The organism is Chryseobacterium sp. Chry.R1, from assembly GCF_039645525.1.
GTDB lineage: Bacteria > Bacteroidota > Bacteroidia > Flavobacteriales > Weeksellaceae > Chryseobacterium > Chryseobacterium proteolyticum.
The window spans coordinates 933,889-951,153 of record NZ_CP151793.1 but is presented as its reverse complement, the minus strand read 5'-3'; the positions used below and the strand labels follow the sequence as shown (position 1 = coordinate 951,153).

The following is a 17,265-nucleotide window of genomic DNA, read 5'->3' as shown; positions in this document are numbered from 1 at the left end:
TTATTTAATGTTTACTAGTACTTTAATTTTTGCCGTTTCATTCTGATTGTAATCCTGGAGAGCTTTTCCGATTACCTGTCCAATTCTGACTTTTTTGAGATTTGCTTTCATGGCAACTCCTGGTTTTGAAGAGGTTACTAAAAGGTCTCCTCTTTTAATTTTTCCTCCTTCAAGACAAACTTTTGTTGGGATCACTCCGATAACTCCCATGGGAACTTTTCCGGACAGATCTGCATCGATATTTTCTTCAGTCAATAAAACCCCGGGTTTGGTTGCATAAACTCCTGCTACAAGTGTAGAGTAGGGCTTTGAGGACTTTTCTATCGTTCTGTCAGAGTCTGTTGAAATAACTAAAATGTCGCCGGGCTCATATTCAGAAACATTTCCTTCCACATCAAATGCTTCTGCAACGTCTGCACCGCTGTTTTGTGTTCCGCCATTAAAAAAACCTCTTCCTGCTTTATTGATCCGGGCTACATTAACTGATGCACTTTGATAGACAGAAATATTACCAGATGGGCCCTGATGATTGACAAGAAGTGTGGAGCCGGTACCAGTAGTGGTTATGTGTACAACAGGTTGTCCGTTGGCATTATTAAAATTAGCAAATCTACCGGCCTTACCTGTTCCAAAATTGGGAATAAAACCTGAGATCGCATTACCTGTTCCGTCGCATGATGCTTCTATACCATCACCGCTACCACCGGCATTGGCGGTAATCCCGTTTCCATTCCCTTCCGTAAGGGCTAATACAGCCGGCCCATTTCCACTGGCATTTGATGAATAGAATAAGCCTCCATAGCCACCGGTTCCTGATGAAAGACCAAAAATGCCCGCAGTACCGAAATTAGCAAAAATGGAATTCACTTCACCTTTTACTGCCGGTGAGGTACCGGTTGTGCGATCCACCTTGAAGTTTCCTGCAGTACCATTACCAACAGTTTTCACAGAGATTACTTCGGTATCATTATCTTCATTGAAAATTTCAAATCTACCGGCACGCCCGGTTGCAAAAGATGGGACCCATGCGTATAAGGCATTTCCACTTCCATCAATATTTGTTTCCACACCATTACCGTTTTTGCCTGCATTGGCAGTGATTGCATTTCCATTTCCATCGGTGAGTGCCACCAGGGCCGGACCGTTCCCGGCCGTATTAGAAGCATGGAATAAGCCTGCGAAACCTCCGGTCCCTGAGGATATTCCAAAAACACCGGCAGCTCCAAAATTGCCGAATATGGTTTTTACTTCACCTCTTACGGCAGCGGCGACACTATTGGTATTGTTAACGAGGAATGAAGAAGCATTTCCTTGTGTGTTATCAGGAATATTTCCATTTCCGTTGGTTTCGATTTCAAGCGTATTATTTTCATTGGTTTGATTGAAATTTTCGAATCGGCCAGCTCTACCTTTACTGTTGTTGAGTCCAACCTGGCCTAAAACACCTATCGCTGTTCCGGTACTATTTGTTGCAATAAACCCCCTCACGCCATATCCTCCACCATCATTTCTTCCGACTACAGCACCAGCTATATCACTTGTTGTTCTTCCGACCACGGCTTCTCCGTTGCCGTTGTTATCACCTACAACACCTGCAGAGGATACTTGGCTTGTAATCCCATGTAGGGCAAAACCAGCTCCTGAAGTACTTCTCAATCCCGCACCGGTTCCTGTCGTAGAAATATTGACCACCGTTCCGTTACCCGCGGTTGAGGCAATAATTGCGCTGTTGGCATTGGAATTATTAGTTATTGAAATATTAGCAGCAACTCCGTTTGTACTTATTGCGGCAAGTCCTGTTCCTGCGTTGCTGTTTGCATATACACCGTATCCATTTCCCGATGCATTTCCATAAACACCCAGTCCATTAGGGGTAACTCCATATACTCCCCATCCGCTTCCGTTCTGACTGCCCCAGACCCCCACTCCTAATCCTCCTGTGCCATTATTGATTCCCCGGACTCCCGAAGAAAATCCACCGGCAGAAGTACTGGTTACAACACCCCTTATTGAAGCGATACTTGAAGTTGTTGTATTGTTGGTGCCTTCAATGGCTGCTCCATCACCATCATTGGTTAAAGCAAAAAGACTGGCTGTGTTATTTACGTTAGCTGAATATGGAAGGGTAAAGCTTCCGCCACCGCCTCCAGCAGATTTTGCGTACATTGCATAAGGAACGCTGAGAAGTTGGCTGGTGCCTGATATCGTATAGCTGGTTCCACCTGACGGATCTGTTTCTGTTTTCAAATAATAATTTCCAGTGGTCCAGTTAATCGCGGCAAATGTCCCAGTAAGAACAGTTCCTGTACCTATTTCAAGGCTGATTAAACCATTGGCATTGGTATTTCCGGTCAACCTTTCTGAGTATACCACTGGGCCTGCGGCTGAGCCTTGAAGAACACTTACTTTTACTGCAATACTCTGGTTGATGATCAGTTGTCCCGAAAGATTTCGGATAACGGCCTGATAGCTCATTTTTTCAGGTACTTGTCCAAAGGCTAAAAAACAGCCCAGTATAAGCCCTAGTATGAGTAGATTTTTTTTCATGGTAGTTATTTTTTTATGATTTTGAATGTTTTAATGTTTTTACCATCCTGATTAATTCTTATAATGTACATGGCAGATGGAAGAGAAGAAAAATTAAATTCAGATTTTGTCTGCATAATTTTTTCACTCCTGATCAACTTACCTTGTGCATCGAATAATTGATAATCTGAGTTCTTATAGCTGTTTACTGTAAAATCCAGATAGAGATAATCTCTAAAGGGATTAGGATAGAGTAAAATACCATCCTCTGCAGATGACGTTTCATGGGTGCCAAGGGTCGTAATTTCAAAAGCTTGCTGTACTCCTTCCATAACCTGGAATCCGCTTCCCTTAGAGAGATAAGTGACCTGGCCGACACTATAAGAAATAGAGCCATTACCTCCTGAGACAGTTGTTCCTGTAGTTAAAACAGCTGATTGAGCTTTAAGCTGTCCGGTTACAATAAACAATATGAAAAGGAAGCCGGAAATAAATGTTCTTTTCATGTGAGTTTTTTTTGGTTAGTAGTTTATAAATTCGGGTTAATGAATTTCAGAAGACTAAATTACCACATCCCGGATGCAGATATTGGGAAAATAGATAAACGACACGAAAAATCGACAAATGACAATCCGGAAAAGAAATTAGAGGAATTCTTTAATTGGGCATGTTGAAAAATGCCAGATTGTCTTTATAACTTCTTCCTATGGGAAGCTTAATCTTATGGGTAAGTTCCACTTCGTGAGAAGTTTTACTTCGGATAAGATATTTTGGAACGGCATAGCTGCGGTGTATTCTTACAAAAGAATCGAAGTGGTTTTGATGAAGAAGATTTCCAAGGGAATCAAGAATACAGTGTTTTTTTTCAGAAGTTACAATTCTGGTATAATCTTTTAATGCCTCCAGATAAAGAATGTCTGTTATTTTGATTTGTAGAATTGTACTCCCTTCTTTGATTTTAATCGTATTTTCACCAAGTAAAATATCAAGACATTCACTCTTTTCCTTCATTTCAAGAAAATCCAAAAGTTTTTGTAACGAATGATGAATACGATCGGTTTTTAAAGGTTTTTTAATAAAGTCGAGTATATCCAGTTCGAAAGCCTCGGCAGCAAACTCACAGTGGGAACTCATGAAAATACAAATAGGGATTTTATAGGCTAATTTACAGAATTCAATTCCGTTCATTCCGGGGAGTTTGGTTTCAATAAACAGGACGTCTACTGGTAGATCAAGGTATGGAATTGCTTTTTCGGCTGAATCAAAAGATGCAACAATTTCTATATTATCATACTGATTGATATGGTGTTGAAGAACCAGCCTGTCCAGTCCATCATCATCAATAATCATACATTTAATATTGGCAATCATGATTCTCCGGATGTTAATTAGTTTTTGTAGATCAATGTAAATAAAACAAAAATCTCATTATAAAGTTATTAAAATTATTTTGGTTTTTAATGTTTTATGTTTATTTTAATATTAAAATGGGTGATTTGAAATAATAATCACAAAATGGTGAACGGTGGTGGCTTTATACATCACAATTGCTAATCCATTCAAAATTTTTGAAACGGGATTCTTTATCGTAAATATTGCTTAGGATAATCAGATTATTGGTTTGGTAAAATGTTGTAATTTCAAAGAGATGTTTATGAATTGTGTCAGGAGTGGCAATAATTATATTCTTCAGAATTTTTTTCAAATCATCATTTTCTGTAGGACTTAACATTTTTTCTTCTATATCATCCGGATGTAATAATGGGGAGGGAGCTAGGCCTCTGCGTGCTTCAAGAAACTGGTAAGCCATGGATAAGGCATTTCTTTTTGCGGTGTCGTAATTTTCAGCGACTGAAACTGAAACGGCAATTTGTAAATGAGGTATTTCGCTCAGATTACCACGCTTAAATTCATTTCTATAGATTTCCGTGCTTTCATTTTGCTTGTTGTCCATCAAAAAATGAGAGATGGAATATCCTAATCCGTTTTTTGCAGCTTCCTTTGCCGAATTATTCCCGGAGCCCAGCCACCATACTTCTGGCATATGTTGAAGGTTTTGAGGCTGAGCAATCAGATCACCATAACGCTCTTGCGTAATACTTGTATCATCTGAAATATAGGCTGCGATATCTCGGAGTTTTTCGCTGATATTACTTATTGTTGGAAGTTTATCGCCGTTCAGGGCCAGTGAAGATATTTTAAGACCACCCGGTGCTTTTCCTAATCCCAGTACAAAACGTCCGGGAAAAATTGAAGCTAGTAATTTTGTGATCTCAGAAATTTTATATGCAGAATAATTTCTGAGCATGATGCCGGCTGTTCCAACTTTTATTTTTTGTGTTTTGCCTAAAATAACGGCGGCTAATATTTCGGGGCTTGAGCTTGCGTAACCAGGAACTCCATGATGTTCGGAGAATAAAATGCTTTCATAACCAAGATGCTCTGCCCATTGGGCCAGTTCAATGCTGTTATGAAGGGTATCCTGTGTATGCTCTCCCATTACAACAGGAGATTGGTCCAGGATGCTCAATTTCATTGTTTTTTTTGTAAAATCTTTTTCTGATTGGCTGGCCATACAATATTGTTTTAAAGCTGAAATTGAAGACTCAATATAATGAAAAATCGTTTTATGATCAGAATGATACTCTAAACGGTCATTCAGGTACTATTTTTGTTTTAATGGATTTGTAAGGTTTAATGTTTGAAAGTAATAAAAAAGCATTTGTTGATTATTATTTTTCCGCAAATTAATAGTATTTAAAGCTTAAATTAACATTAAAATTTTAGATTGTCTTAAAAATCGTTTTGCTTTTTATCCCTAAAAAGGGTATCTTGTAAAACTCACAAACATAGATAGAACTTAATGCTAGAAAAGAAAGAACATAATTACGAGAAAGCTGTTTTAGTAGGTGTTATTACTCAAAATCAGGATGAAGAAAAGCTGATTGAGTATATGGATGAATTAGAATTTTTAGCTTTCACAGCAGGAGCAACGGTACAAAAGCGCTTCACTCAAAAATTAACTCAGCCGGACTCCAAAACCTTCATTGGAAGTGGAAAGGCACTTGAAATAAAAGAATATGTAAAAGAAAACGAGATAGGAACAGTAATTTTCGATGATGAACTCTCACCATCCCAGCTTAAAAACCTGGAAAGAGAAATGGAGGTGAAGATTCTGGACCGAACCAATCTTATTCTCGATATTTTTGCACAACGAGCACAAACTTCTTACGCTAGAACCCAGGTGGAACTGGCACAGTACCAATATCTCTTACCTCGATTAACGAGGATGTGGACCCACTTGGAACGTCAGAAAGGAGGGATTGGAATGAGAGGTCCGGGTGAAACTGAAATTGAAACTGACCGTCGTATTATCCGTGACAGAATCACTTTACTGAAAGATAAGCTAAAGACGATAGACAAGCAGATGGCTACTCAGCGTAATAATCGTGGGAAAGTTGTTCGGGCTGCGTTGGTGGGGTATACGAATGTAGGTAAATCTACTTTGATGAATTCACTTTCAAAATCTGAAGTTTTTGCAGAAAATAAACTATTTGCAACATTAGATACCACTGTCAGAAAAGTGGTTATCGGGAACCTTCCGTTTTTACTTACCGATACTGTAGGATTTATCAGAAAATTACCGACCCAGTTGGTTGAATCCTTTAAATCGACTTTGGATGAGGTGCGGGAAGCTGATTTGCTGATCCATGTCGTAGATATTTCTCATGAAAGTTTTGAAGATCATATAGAATCCGTTAATCATGTTTTGATGGAAATTAATGCTCATCAGAAGCCTATGATTATGGTTTTCAATAAGATTGATGATTTTAGCTATGAGAAGAAGGATGAAGATGATCTGACGCCTTCAACAAGAAAGAATGTTTCCCTTGAAGAATGGAAAAAGACCTGGATGGCAAAATCTAAATATCCAACGGTATTTATTTCGGCTTTGACAAAAGAGAATTTTCCGGAGATGAAGAAATTGATCTATGATGAAGTCATGAAAATCCATATTTCAAGATTTCCATATAATGACTTCCTGTTTGAGTATTTCGATAACGACGAGGAAGATGAAAACAACAATTAATGAAATATTACATTTTCCTTTTGCTGCTGAATATTTCGGTTTTGGGCTTCGGTCAAAAATCGAAAATCGATTTTAAAAGTATAGAGAAAAACCTTAAAAATCCCGAATCACTTTATAATTATGATAAGCTGATTTTCAAGTACAAAGGGATTCCAAAGTCACTGGATAGTATAGAAGCTCAGTATTTGTACTACGGTAGAAATTTCGAATCAAATAAATTAAATACTTCAGATAATGATTTTAAAAGTCTGGCTGAAGCATTTAAGAATAATAATTTCGATGATTGCATAAGATTGGGTAAGATTTTGTATGGTAAGGATCCAACGAATATGGACGTACTGCTGATTTTGCTGCGTGCTTATGATTCTAAAAAAGATGTAAGTAATTTTACTCATCATCTCGCACAGCTTCGATTACTTGCCGACGCAATCAAAAATTCGGGAGATGGAAAGACCGAAAAGACGGCCTATCAGGTCAATTCTGTGGGGGACGAATATATTTTCCTGAATATTCTCAATATCGGAGAAGGCTATACAAAAAGTTCAAAAACAGTAAAAGAAGGCATTGTTGACTTATGGGAAAAAGAAAATAACAAAATATATATCAAAGTCCTTTATTTGGACTTTTAATTAAAAAATAACTTAGTGGAATTATATTATTCATTTTCAGCGTTAATAGTTTTAGCATCCATATTCGCATATCTTAATTACAGATTTCTCAAACTTCCCAGTACTATCGGGATCATGGTAATTGCCATTGTGGTTTCAATTTTCCTGGTTTTATTTGGTGAAACCGTATTGCCAAGAACTTTTGGACATCTTCATAAATTGATGAACAGCATAGACTTCACAGAAGTGTTAATGGGAGCAATGCTTAATTTTCTATTATTTGCAGGAGGAATTCATATTAATATTAATGACCTTAAAGAACAATTCAGGCCCGTTCTCATTTTCTCCACGGCAGGGGTTGTCATTTCTACTTTTATAGTAGGATTCGGAATGTTTTACCTGTTGCCTTTAGTGGGGATCAAACTTCCTTTTATCTATTGTCTTGTTTTTGGTGCTCTGATATCTCCTACTGATCCCGTGGCTGTTCTGAGTGTCTTAAAGCAGGCAAAAGTTTCTAAATCTTTAGAGACTAAGGTTGCGGGAGAATCTCTTTTCAATGATGGTATGGCGGTTGTTGTTTTTACCGTAGTACTGCAGCTAGCTGTCGGGAAAGAAGTAGATTTAGGAGTGGAAAGTATTGGACTGTTACTGCTTAAAGAAGCTGGAGGGGGATTGTTATTGGGTGTTTTGTTAGGTTGGATTACTTCAAGGTTAATGCGTGAGGTTGATGATTATATTATTTCAGTTTTGGTTACCCTTTCTGTGGTCATGGGCGGATACCTCATCGCAAGACAGATGCATATTTCAGGGCCTCTTACCATGGTTGCTGCCGGATTATTTATGGGGAATTTTAACGTAAGATTCAAAATGAAATCAATTACTCAGGATTATCTTATCAAATTCTGGGAATTAATTGATGAAATATTGAACGCTGTACTTTTCTTATTTATAGGTTTTGAACTGCTCATGATCAAAGATCTGAATCACTTTATTATTCCAGGTATTATTGCAATTATTGTTGTGTTGGTAGCAAGATTTATTTCAATATGGGGACCTACAAAATTTATGTCTTTCCGGACAAGGTTTAGTCCCCAAACGATAAAAGTGCTGTTTTGGGGTGGAATTCGTGGCGGGGTTTCTATTGCCCTGGCAATGTCTATTCCTAAAAGTGAGTATAGCAATATTATTTTAAGTATTACTTATTGTGTGGTAGTATTTTCTATTGTAGTACAGGGGCTTACCATTGCTAAAGTTGCGAATCCTAAAAAGATTGCAAAAGAAGAATTGGAACAGGGAAGCATTGCTTTAGATAAAGATGTTTAATTGATTGATTGTTATGAGTAACGTAATCAAAGAAATACAGGAAGCTCTTGCTGTTTTATCAATTCCCGAAAAAGCGGAATTCTTCCCGAAATTTTTTAAGACAGGAAAGGGGGAATATGGTGAAGGAGATATTTTTTTAGGTGTAAAAGTTCCTGATCAGAGAATTGTAGCGAAAGAATACTATTCCAGAATCTCTTTGAAGGAGCTCAGTGTTTTGCTTGCATCCGGTTTTCACGAATATCGGTTGACTGCATTATTTATGCTGATCAGTAAATTTGAAAAAACAAAGGTGGCAGAGGAGAAAAAAGAAATTGTAGATTTTTATCTTAAAAATCTGCCATATATTAATAATTGGGACTTGGTGGATTCAAGTTGCTATAAAATATTAGGGAGGTATGCTTTTGAAAATCAACAAGAACACCTTTTAAGGGATCTTTCTTATTCTGATGAAATGTGGCATAAAAGAATTGCCGTAGTTGGAACAATGCATTACATTAAAAAAGGATTTTTTCATCTGACAAAGGAATTTGTAACGACGAATCTGAGTCATACGCATGATCTTATGCATAAAGCAAATGGCTGGTTATTAAGGGAGATGGGAAATAAAAATGAAGGAGAATTAATTGCCTATCTCAATAAATACTATAAGGAAATGCCCAGGACCTGCCTGAGGTATGCTATTGAAAAACTGGATGAGGAGCTACGACAGGATTATTTAAAAGGAAGGATCTGATGGATTGTTTATTTTGGAAAACGGGGACACATTATTTTTTACATCTTGTATTTCCGGTTTTTATAGCGTATATATTTTATAGGGATCAATGGAAAAGAACTTACCTGATCCTCTTAGCTACTATGTTGGTCGATTTAGATCATCTGTTTGCTAATCCCATATTTGATCCTGACAGAAACAGTATAGGATTCCATTTTTTACATTCTTACTATGCAATTGCGGTGTACTTTTTGCTGCTTTTTTTTAAAGGAAATATAAGAATTGTTGGCATCGGACTTTTATTGCATATGCTAACTGATTATCAGGATTTCAATCTTTGGTGTCATTAAAATATCATTAATCTTTTCTCTTAATATTTTAATCTTCATTGATTTTTTGTATTTTGTAAACACTTATGAAATTAAAAGAACTTTTACATTATACCTTTATTTTCCCGGTTTTAGCCGTGGGATATTACTTTTCTGGTCTGATGGCAAACGGTGTCATCTTTGAAATAATAGCAGGAATTTTACTTACCGGAAGTGTGCTTTCGGCTGTTCATCATGCGGAAGTGGTGGCCCATAAAGTAGGAGAGCCATTCGGGACAATTATTCTTGCTCTTTGTATTACCATTATTGAAGTGGCGTTAATTATTTCTTTAATGATAGCAGGAGGAGATCAGGCGGTAACGCTGGCAAGGGATACTGTTTTTGCGGCTGTAATGATTATTCTGAACGGAATATTGGGGATATGTATTTTAGTAGGTGGAGTAAAGTATTATGAGCAATTTTTTGCGAGAACTTCTGCTACAACCTATCTGGTAAGTATTGTGTCTATATTGGCGCTTACTCTTATTCTTCCCAACTTTACTTCAAGTGTAAACGGACCTTTTTACAATACGGCCCAACTGATCTTTGTTTCAATTGCCTGTCTTGTTATTTATGGTGTATTTCTTATGGTTCAGACAGTGAGGCACAGGAACTATTTCATTATTACATCAGATGACCCGGATTCACATTACATCCCTTCAAAAATAGCGACTCTTATCAGTTTTATATTTCTTGTTATCTGTCTGATTATTGTTGTCTTAATGGCGAAAGGGCTTTCTGCGACCATCGAAAATATGGTTCAGAGTGTTGGAGCGCCAAAATCTTTGGTTGGAGTGATTATTGCAGCTGTGGTTTTGCTTCCGGAAGGAGTTGCGGCGATCAGGGCAGCCAGGAATAATCAGATACAATCAAGCGTTAATCTCGCATTAGGTTCTGCGCTGGCAAGTATTGGATTAACCATTCCTGCTGTGTCTATAGTTTGTATCATGTATGACATACCTTTTGTATTAGGACTGGATAGAAAGGACATTATTTTGCTTTCTTTATCGGTATTTATCGTTATGCTCTCATTAAGCAGAGGGAAAACCAATATTTTATACGGAACTGTTTTATTGGTAAACCTGGCGGCTTATATTTTTACTGTAATCGTTCCTTAATTTAATTTTCTCGCCATCTCCATTTTATAGGACATAAGTTTTGCGATGTTTTCAGATTTGTAGATGGCCATGTCCGCACTTTCACCGATGAAAAGCTCTTCTATTGTGCTTTTCCAAAGAAAGAGCCACTGATCGAAGTGTTTTTTTTCCATTGCATGAAGTTCGTTGATGGGAAAGTGAACGGCCATTGGATTTCCTTTGTAGCTCATCTGGCCAAAAAGAATCGTTTCCCAGAAAGAATACATTTTAGGAAGGTGGTTATCCCAGTTTACCTTTGCAATGTCATTAAAAAAGAACCCAATGGTTTCGTCTTTAACTACTTTTCCATAAAATGAATTAACAAGGTGTTCTATATCTTCTCTTGATTCCAACTTTTTCATAATTCAAATTTAGTGTAAATCAGGTAAAAAAGGGACTTGAAAATTGATCAATCTCATTACCTGCTAGTTATCAGTCACAACTGCAATTAATAAAATATTTATAAGTGTTAAAATTGTTTAATTCGCAAAAATAAGCTACTAAACAGAGCAGTTTTTGTAAATTTAATAATTAAACACTAAAAAATAATAAAGATGAGTAAAAAAATCAATTCTGTTTTAGTAATTATGTTATTGGGGATTTCTGTTTCTTGTTCAAGGGATGAAGTCAGTTCTATTGGTGATGATACAGAAAACACAAGTTATACTGATTTAAAAAGAACTTCAATGAATGAGGCAGAAATGCTTCAGAAGGACTGGAAGATTGTAGATGAATTTAAGTTGCCGGGCAACACGAATGTGATACGTGGTATATCTGATGAAAAAAGCAAGATACCCTTTAAAGCAAATCACTTGAAGGATATGGGATATGATATCAATTTTTCAGGTGAAAAAACAAGGCTCAAAAATATTTTCGCTTATTCAGGACAAGTTCCTGACGGAATTATTTTTAATCCGGATCTATCCGTTGATGGCGATATGCGAAATACAGCAGCAAGTCCGGATGTATCTATTGTTTTAGGAACCCCTGATGTAAAAATAAAGACAGACGGAGTAGATCTACCTGATGATTCTTATACGACGGAAGCTATTAATAATGGTGACCGGGAAAGTGAGATTACAGTTACCTATTCTTATAAAAAAGGGTATTCAACCTCATGGAAACGTACGGTTTCAGGATCATTTGAAGTAGGAGCTTCGGTATCCATAGATGTTCCGTTAGTTGCCAAAGCATCTGCCAGTACAAAAGTTGTTGTGGGAGGCGATACTACAGATGGAACTGAGAGCTCGGAAGAAATTACAGAAACAAGTACATATAAAGCTATTGTACCAGCTCATTCCAAAAAAATAATTTCTGTTCTGACAAAGTTGAAAGGATCTTCGGTGGAGTATTCTGTGCCAATGAAGTTAACCGGAACTTTGCTAGCCAATTTTCCCAACCCTACAAACGGACATTACTACTGGGCTTTTCCCGTGGAAGATTTTCCTAACTTTATTTCAAGCATACATGGAGAATCGGGTATTGTAAAGTCGGTGAGTAATGTAAGTGTAACTGTTCTTGAATCACCGGCCCAAAAAATATAGATCGATCTAAAATAATATATAATAATAGACAGGAGCTGTAGAGTTCCTGTTTTTTATTAAAAATGTTAAAAAAATGAGTTATTCTATGCTTAACTTTGCTCTTTAAAATAATTAAAAAAAGTGTAAGAATGACCCGGGGATTCAGAAAAAAAATCCGTCAGACAAATACGGAGAACAGTGGTTTTGGTAACAATGCCTCAGGGAGATTTATCAATAAGGATGGTTTTCCGAATGTTCAGCGAGCAGGAGTCAATGTTTTTAATCGGCTAAGTTGGTATCATACGATGCTTAATTTATCCACATTTCGTTTTCTTTCGTATCTGGTAATTTCTTATGTGGTGGTCAATCTTATTTTTGCATTGGTTTATTATCTGATCGGAGTACAGCATCTTACAGGAATTGATAAAAGTAATCCCCTCAATGAATTTATTGATGTGTTTTTTTTCAGTTCGCAAACATTTACGACAGTAGGATATGGAAGAATTGCACCGGTTGGTTTTCTGGCGAGTCTGGTGGCTACTTTTGAAGCTTTTTTAGGATTGCTTACCTTTGCTATTGCAACAGGACTTTTTTATGGAAGATTTTCACGGCCCAGAGCTTACTTAAGGTTTTCTGATATTGCAGTGATTGCTCCTTTTAGAGATACATCTGCTTTAATGTTCAGGCTAGCGCCTTATAAAAATAATGCGCTTACAGATGCAGAGGTTATTGTTTCGGGAGCTATTGAAGTTATTGAAGATGGAGTTCCTAAAAGTAATTTTTACCGGTTGGATACCCAGCTGGGTAAAATTAATACATTGGCACTTAACTGGACTGTTGTTCATAAGATTGATGAAAACTCACCGTTTTATGGCTTTTCTGAGGAAGATTTTAAGAATATTGATATAGAGATTATTGTTCAGGTTCGCGCTTTTGATGAGGTATTTTCCAATACTGTGGTTCAAAGGTCGTCTTATGTGACTGGGGAAATTATTTATGGAGCCAAGTTTGTCCCAATGTATTATCCGAATAAAGATAATCAGTCGACAATTCTGGATCTGGATAAGATTAATGAACACCAAAAAGCAGATCTTCCTGTTTTTAGCGAAAAGGGGTAATGGATATAGAATTATACAGAAAACAAGCTTTACAAAAGCAAAAGGAGCATAAGAAATTTTTGGACGGATTAAAGAAAAAGCCGCCCAAAAATCTTGATTATGTTGTTCAGGAAACCCATGAAGAAGTATTTGAGAAAGTGGATTGTCTTCAATGTGCAAATTGCTGTAAAACTACCGGGCCTTTATATACAGAGAAGGATATTGAGCGCATTGCTAAGCATCTTCGAATGAAGCCTGCAGATTTTGAATCAAAATTCCTGAGGATAGATGAGGATAATGATAAGGTGCTTCAAAACTTACCCTGCTTTTTTCTAAATGATGATAATACGTGCTCGATATATGAAGTGAGACCTAAAGCCTGTAGGGAATATCCTCATACGGATAGAAAGAAGATTTATCAGATTAATTCGTTAATGGTAAAAAATACTGTTATTTGTCCGGCTGCGTTTGAATTTGTAGAGAGGATTATGAAAAAATTAGGAAAATAACTTATAATCAAAATTCATCTTAAAATAATATAAAGTACGTTAAATAAGACCTTTACATATAATTTAATAAAATAAATGGCGTTCTAGAAATACTAAACACCCATTTAAAATATTAGAATATGAAAAAGTTAATTTTCACAGCAGCATTTTCTTTAGTAGGAATGATTGCTGTATCAGCCCAGACTGAGACACAGAAGAAGGTTGATCCTAATCAGACTACAACCCAGACAACTCCACAAACGATGCAGTCTAATTCCAATACGACTACACCGAATCAAACATTAAGTACAGGTACAACCACTACTGTTGATACTTCGGCCAACCCAACTAAAATGATTGATGGAACAACAAGTGTTAGTACTGAAACTGCTGTTGAGGCAACAAAACCTTCTGAAGCGACTAAAGAAGAGAAGAAGGCTAAGAAGAAAAAGTCGAAATAAATTGTTAAAAAGTTGAAATGAAGATCCTGAAATTATGTATTTCAGGATTTTTTTTGAGCATAAAATGTCTGGGAGCATATTATTCCCTACCAAATGATGATGGGAGATGCACTTATCTTGTATGTTTTTTACATAAAAAAAGCATTGAATATATCAATGCTTTCTCCTTTCACTTTTTACTTTTTTCCCATTATCCCCGGGAACAGGCTATAAGAAAAAAGGCCGGGAAGATTCCCAACCTTTATATTTTTATCTTACACAACTCCTTGAGCTAACATTGCTTCTGCAACCTTCACAAAGCCGGCAATATTTGCCCCTTTTACATAGTTTACATAGCCGTCTTCCTCTTTTCCGTAGTCTCTACAAGCTTTATGGATTCCAATCATGATTTCCTTTAATCTTGCATCTACTTCTTCAGAAGTCCAGTTCAAACGAATTGAGTTTTGAGTCATTTCTAATCCTGAAGTAGCTACACCACCGGCGTTAGATGCTTTTCCAGGAGAGAATAATACTTTGCTATCTAAGAAATAGTTGATGGCTTCTAATGTTGAAGGCATATTAGCAGCTTCAGTTACACATAAAACTCCGTTTTCAACCAATATTTTAGCATCTTCGAAATCCAATTCGTTTTGGGTTGCAGAAGGAATTGCCACATCACACTTCACTTCCCAAGGACGTTTCCCTGCATGGAATACAGCAGATGGATATTTTTTAGCATAATCCTCAGCTCTGTTATTACCGGAAGCTCTCAATTCCAATAAGTAATCGATTTTATCTCCTTCAATACCGTCTTTATCATAAATGTATCCGTCAGGACCTGAAATGGTAACCACTTTTCCTCCTAATTCAGATACTTTTTTAATTACTCCCCACGCTACATTACCAAAACCTGAAACAGAAACTATTTTGTCTTTAAAAGTTTGGCCAATGGTTTTCAGCATTTGCTCAGCAAAATACACAACACCATATCCCGTAGCTTCAGGACGAATCAATGAACCTCCATAAGCAAGTCCTTTACCAGTAAGAACACCGGTAAATTCATTTCTGATCTTCTTATATTGTCCGAAAAGGTATCCGATTTCTCTTGATCCTACCCCAATATCTCCGGCTGGAACGTCAGTTTCAGGACCAATATGCTTGCATAATTCAGTCATGAAAGCCTGGCAGAAACGCATTACTTCCATATCTGATTTTCCTTGTGGATCAAAGTCAGAACCTCCTTTACCACCTCCCATTGGAAGAGTAGTTAATGAGTTTTTGAAAACTTGTTCAAAAGCTAAAAACTTAAGAACAGATAAATTTACTGTCGGATGGAAACGAATTCCTCCTTTGTATGGTCCGATTGCAGAGTTCATCTGAATTCTGAAACCTCTGTTTACCTGGATCTCTCCTTTGTCATCAACCCATGGAACTCTGAAAATAATAATTCTTTCAGCTTCAGCCATTCTTTCTAGAAGCTTCATTCCTGTATATTCCTTCTTTGTAGCGATAAATGGGATAACAGTAACTGCAACTTCTTTTACGGCTTGTAAAAATTCTGGCTCGTTAGGGTTTTTTGCCTCAATTTTTGCAATAAACTCCTGGATTTTCTGGTCAATATTATATTGTTCCATATATTAAGGTTGAATATTATTGCCAACAAATTTAATTTTTTTTTCAAGATTCACAACACCTTAATTGATGATTATTGAAAATTTAATAATTATGAGGGAAAATATTATTAAATTAATAATTAGCAGTTAAATTTTATTAAAAATTAAATGTTATTTGTGAAATAATGCAATATTAAGAAATAGTTAAATTTCAAATTGCCACAAATTGTCTCCCGGAAAGTGATTTCACTTTCCCTAAAAGCTCTAATTCCAAAATTATGGGCAAAATTTTATGTGTCGGAAGCGTAATTTGCTGGGCTAGATCATCTAAATTTATTTGTGGATTCTTTAGAATAAATTTATAGATTATATTTTGATTATCAGTTAGTTGTATGCTTGTGGAAGAATAAGGAAAAAGTTCTTCCATTTTTTCCTTGGGCCTGTTAAAACCAAGGGTATAAATAAGGTCTTTTATTGTAGAAATTATTGCTGCTTTATTTTGAGAAATGAGCTGATTGCAACCTTGGCTATGTTGATCCGTGACTTTTCCCGGGAGAGCAAAAACATCCCTGTTGTAGCCGTTTGCAAAAGTTGCTGTACTTACAGATCCTCCACCAAAAGCGGTTTCTACCACAATTGTAGCAGGAGACAAACCCGCAATAATCCTGTTTCTCTGGATGAAATTTTCTCTGTCGGGTTTCCTGGAAGAATTAAATTCTGTAAAAAGAGCCCCTCCTTCATTAATTATTCTGTCAGCCAGTTTCTTATTTTTGGACGGATATAAAGTATGGAAGCCATGGGCTAGAACACCAATCGTAGGGATTTTATGATGCAGAGACTGTTCATGAACTTCCTTATCTGCTCCCAAAGCCAGGCCACTGACGGAAACAAAATTGCAGGATTGAGCTTCATGAAAAAAGTCACTTATAAATTGTTTTCCATATGATGTGATAGTACGTGTACCCACAATACTTAATGGTTGTAAGTTTTCATTGTAGGTTCCTTTTTGGTATAAAATAGCAGGAGCGTCTTCACATTCATGGAGTAAATAAGGAAGTTCTTTCAGATGTTTTAACCTGATCTGAATACCGTTACGCTCGCAAAATTTTAATTCTTTTTCTGCGAAATGTAAATGAGACAAATTGCCAATATCTGATACGATTTTGTGACCGAATCCATCCAGCTTTTTATATTCTTTTTTGGCTTGTTCCCAGGCATTTTTAGCGCTCCCGAATGCTTTTGTGAGTTTAGAAAGGTTAATGTCACCAATGAGGTTACATTCGCGTAATGCGATTGAATAAAGATGTTCTTCGGATATCATGTGTGCTTTTTATCCAAATG

General features: G+C 36.7%; 17 protein-coding genes. 10 read left to right on the top strand and 7 right to left on the bottom strand.

Annotation, left to right across the window (positions count from 1 at the left end; genetic code table 11):
* From AAEU33_RS04405 to AAEU33_RS04390, 4 genes are all read right to left on the bottom strand, one after another.
* Entirely contained in the window at positions 1–2,547 is a 2,547-nt protein-coding gene (locus AAEU33_RS04405) for a collagen-like protein (RefSeq protein WP_345991044.1), read from the bottom strand.
* A gap of 5 nt (positions 2,548–2,552) precedes the next feature.
* Positions 2,553–3,032, bottom strand: coding sequence for a T9SS type A sorting domain-containing protein (locus tag AAEU33_RS04400; protein WP_172281931.1), 480 nt, complete (start codon positions 3,030–3,032; stop codon positions 2,553–2,555).
* Between the two features lie 151 nt (positions 3,033–3,183).
* Positions 3,184–3,897, bottom strand: coding sequence for a LytTR family DNA-binding domain-containing protein (locus tag AAEU33_RS04395; protein WP_345991043.1), 714 nt, complete (start codon positions 3,895–3,897; stop codon positions 3,184–3,186).
* 163 nt (positions 3,898–4,060) lie between these two features.
* On the bottom strand, positions 4,061–5,101 hold the full coding sequence (locus AAEU33_RS04390) for an MsnO8 family LLM class oxidoreductase (protein WP_345991042.1): 1,041 nt from the start codon (positions 5,099–5,101) through the stop codon (positions 4,061–4,063).
* 288 nt (positions 5,102–5,389) lie between these two features.
* Here AAEU33_RS04390 and hflX point away from each other — a divergent pair, with 288 nt between their 5' ends.
* The 6 genes from hflX (at position 5,390) to AAEU33_RS04360 (ending at position 10,745) form a co-directional block, all read left to right on the top strand.
* Positions 5,390–6,616 carry a GTPase HflX gene (gene hflX / locus AAEU33_RS04385; RefSeq protein WP_172281937.1) on the top strand — a complete coding sequence of 409 codons (1,227 nt, stop codon included), beginning with the start codon at positions 5,390–5,392 and terminating at the stop codon, positions 6,614–6,616.
* The gene (locus AAEU33_RS04380; RefSeq protein WP_345991041.1) at positions 6,616–7,245 is read left to right on the top strand and encodes a DUF4919 domain-containing protein; all 630 of its coding nucleotides are present in this window, start codon (positions 6,616–6,618) and stop codon (positions 7,243–7,245) included. Before hflX ends, AAEU33_RS04380 begins: the two co-directional genes overlap by 1 nt.
* Before the next feature lie 15 nt (positions 7,246–7,260).
* Positions 7,261–8,547, top strand: a complete 1,287-nt coding sequence (locus AAEU33_RS04375; RefSeq protein ID WP_172281941.1) for a sodium:proton antiporter — start codon at positions 7,261–7,263, stop codon at positions 8,545–8,547.
* A 13-nt stretch (positions 8,548–8,560) separates the two neighbouring features.
* Positions 8,561–9,280, top strand: a complete 720-nt coding sequence (locus AAEU33_RS04370; protein ID WP_345991040.1) for a DNA alkylation repair protein — start codon at positions 8,561–8,563, stop codon at positions 9,278–9,280.
* Positions 9,280–9,609: a DUF6122 family protein gene (locus AAEU33_RS04365; protein ID WP_345991039.1), complete on the top strand. Its 330-nt coding sequence runs from the start codon at positions 9,280–9,282 to the stop codon at positions 9,607–9,609. The genes AAEU33_RS04370 and AAEU33_RS04365 overlap by 1 nt, the downstream gene beginning before the upstream one ends.
* A 65-nt stretch (positions 9,610–9,674) precedes the next feature.
* Positions 9,675–10,745: an ionic transporter y4hA gene (locus AAEU33_RS04360; protein WP_273650345.1), complete on the top strand. Its 1,071-nt coding sequence runs from the start codon at positions 9,675–9,677 to the stop codon at positions 10,743–10,745.
* Here AAEU33_RS04360 and AAEU33_RS04355 read toward each other — a convergent pair.
* Complete coding sequence (locus AAEU33_RS04355; protein ID WP_306613306.1) at positions 10,742–11,125, bottom strand: group III truncated hemoglobin; 384 nt, start codon at positions 11,123–11,125, stop codon at positions 10,742–10,744. The two genes, AAEU33_RS04360 and AAEU33_RS04355, sit on opposite strands and share 4 nt — an antisense overlap.
* A 192-nt stretch (positions 11,126–11,317) precedes the next feature.
* Between AAEU33_RS04355 and AAEU33_RS04350 the strand changes: the two genes are divergently transcribed.
* The 4 genes from AAEU33_RS04350 (at position 11,318) to AAEU33_RS04335 (ending at position 14,332) form a co-directional block, all read left to right on the top strand.
* Positions 11,318–12,307 (top strand): hypothetical protein, encoded by a 990-nt coding sequence (locus AAEU33_RS04350; RefSeq protein ID WP_345991038.1) that lies wholly within the window; start codon positions 11,318–11,320, stop codon positions 12,305–12,307.
* Between the two features lie 128 nt (positions 12,308–12,435).
* Complete coding sequence (locus tag AAEU33_RS04345; protein ID WP_345991037.1) at positions 12,436–13,404, top strand: ion channel; 969 nt, start codon at positions 12,436–12,438, stop codon at positions 13,402–13,404.
* Positions 13,404–13,892 (top strand): YkgJ family cysteine cluster protein, encoded by a 489-nt coding sequence (locus AAEU33_RS04340; RefSeq protein WP_306613311.1) that lies wholly within the window; start codon positions 13,404–13,406, stop codon positions 13,890–13,892. Before AAEU33_RS04345 ends, AAEU33_RS04340 begins: the two co-directional genes overlap by 1 nt.
* Before the next feature lie 119 nt (positions 13,893–14,011).
* Positions 14,012–14,332: a hypothetical protein gene (locus tag AAEU33_RS04335; RefSeq protein WP_345991036.1), complete on the top strand. Its 321-nt coding sequence runs from the start codon at positions 14,012–14,014 to the stop codon at positions 14,330–14,332.
* Positions 14,333–14,586: 254 nt separating this feature from the next.
* On the opposite strand, the gene gdhA is transcribed toward AAEU33_RS04335, so the two are convergent.
* Positions 14,587–15,945, bottom strand: a complete 1,359-nt coding sequence (gdhA, locus tag AAEU33_RS04330) for an NADP-specific glutamate dehydrogenase (protein WP_172281957.1) — start codon at positions 15,943–15,945, stop codon at positions 14,587–14,589.
* Between the two features lie 190 nt (positions 15,946–16,135).
* Complete coding sequence (dprA, locus tag AAEU33_RS04325) at positions 16,136–17,245, bottom strand: DNA-processing protein DprA (protein ID WP_345991035.1); 1,110 nt, start codon at positions 17,243–17,245, stop codon at positions 16,136–16,138.
* Between the last annotated feature and the right edge of the window lie 20 nt (positions 17,246–17,265).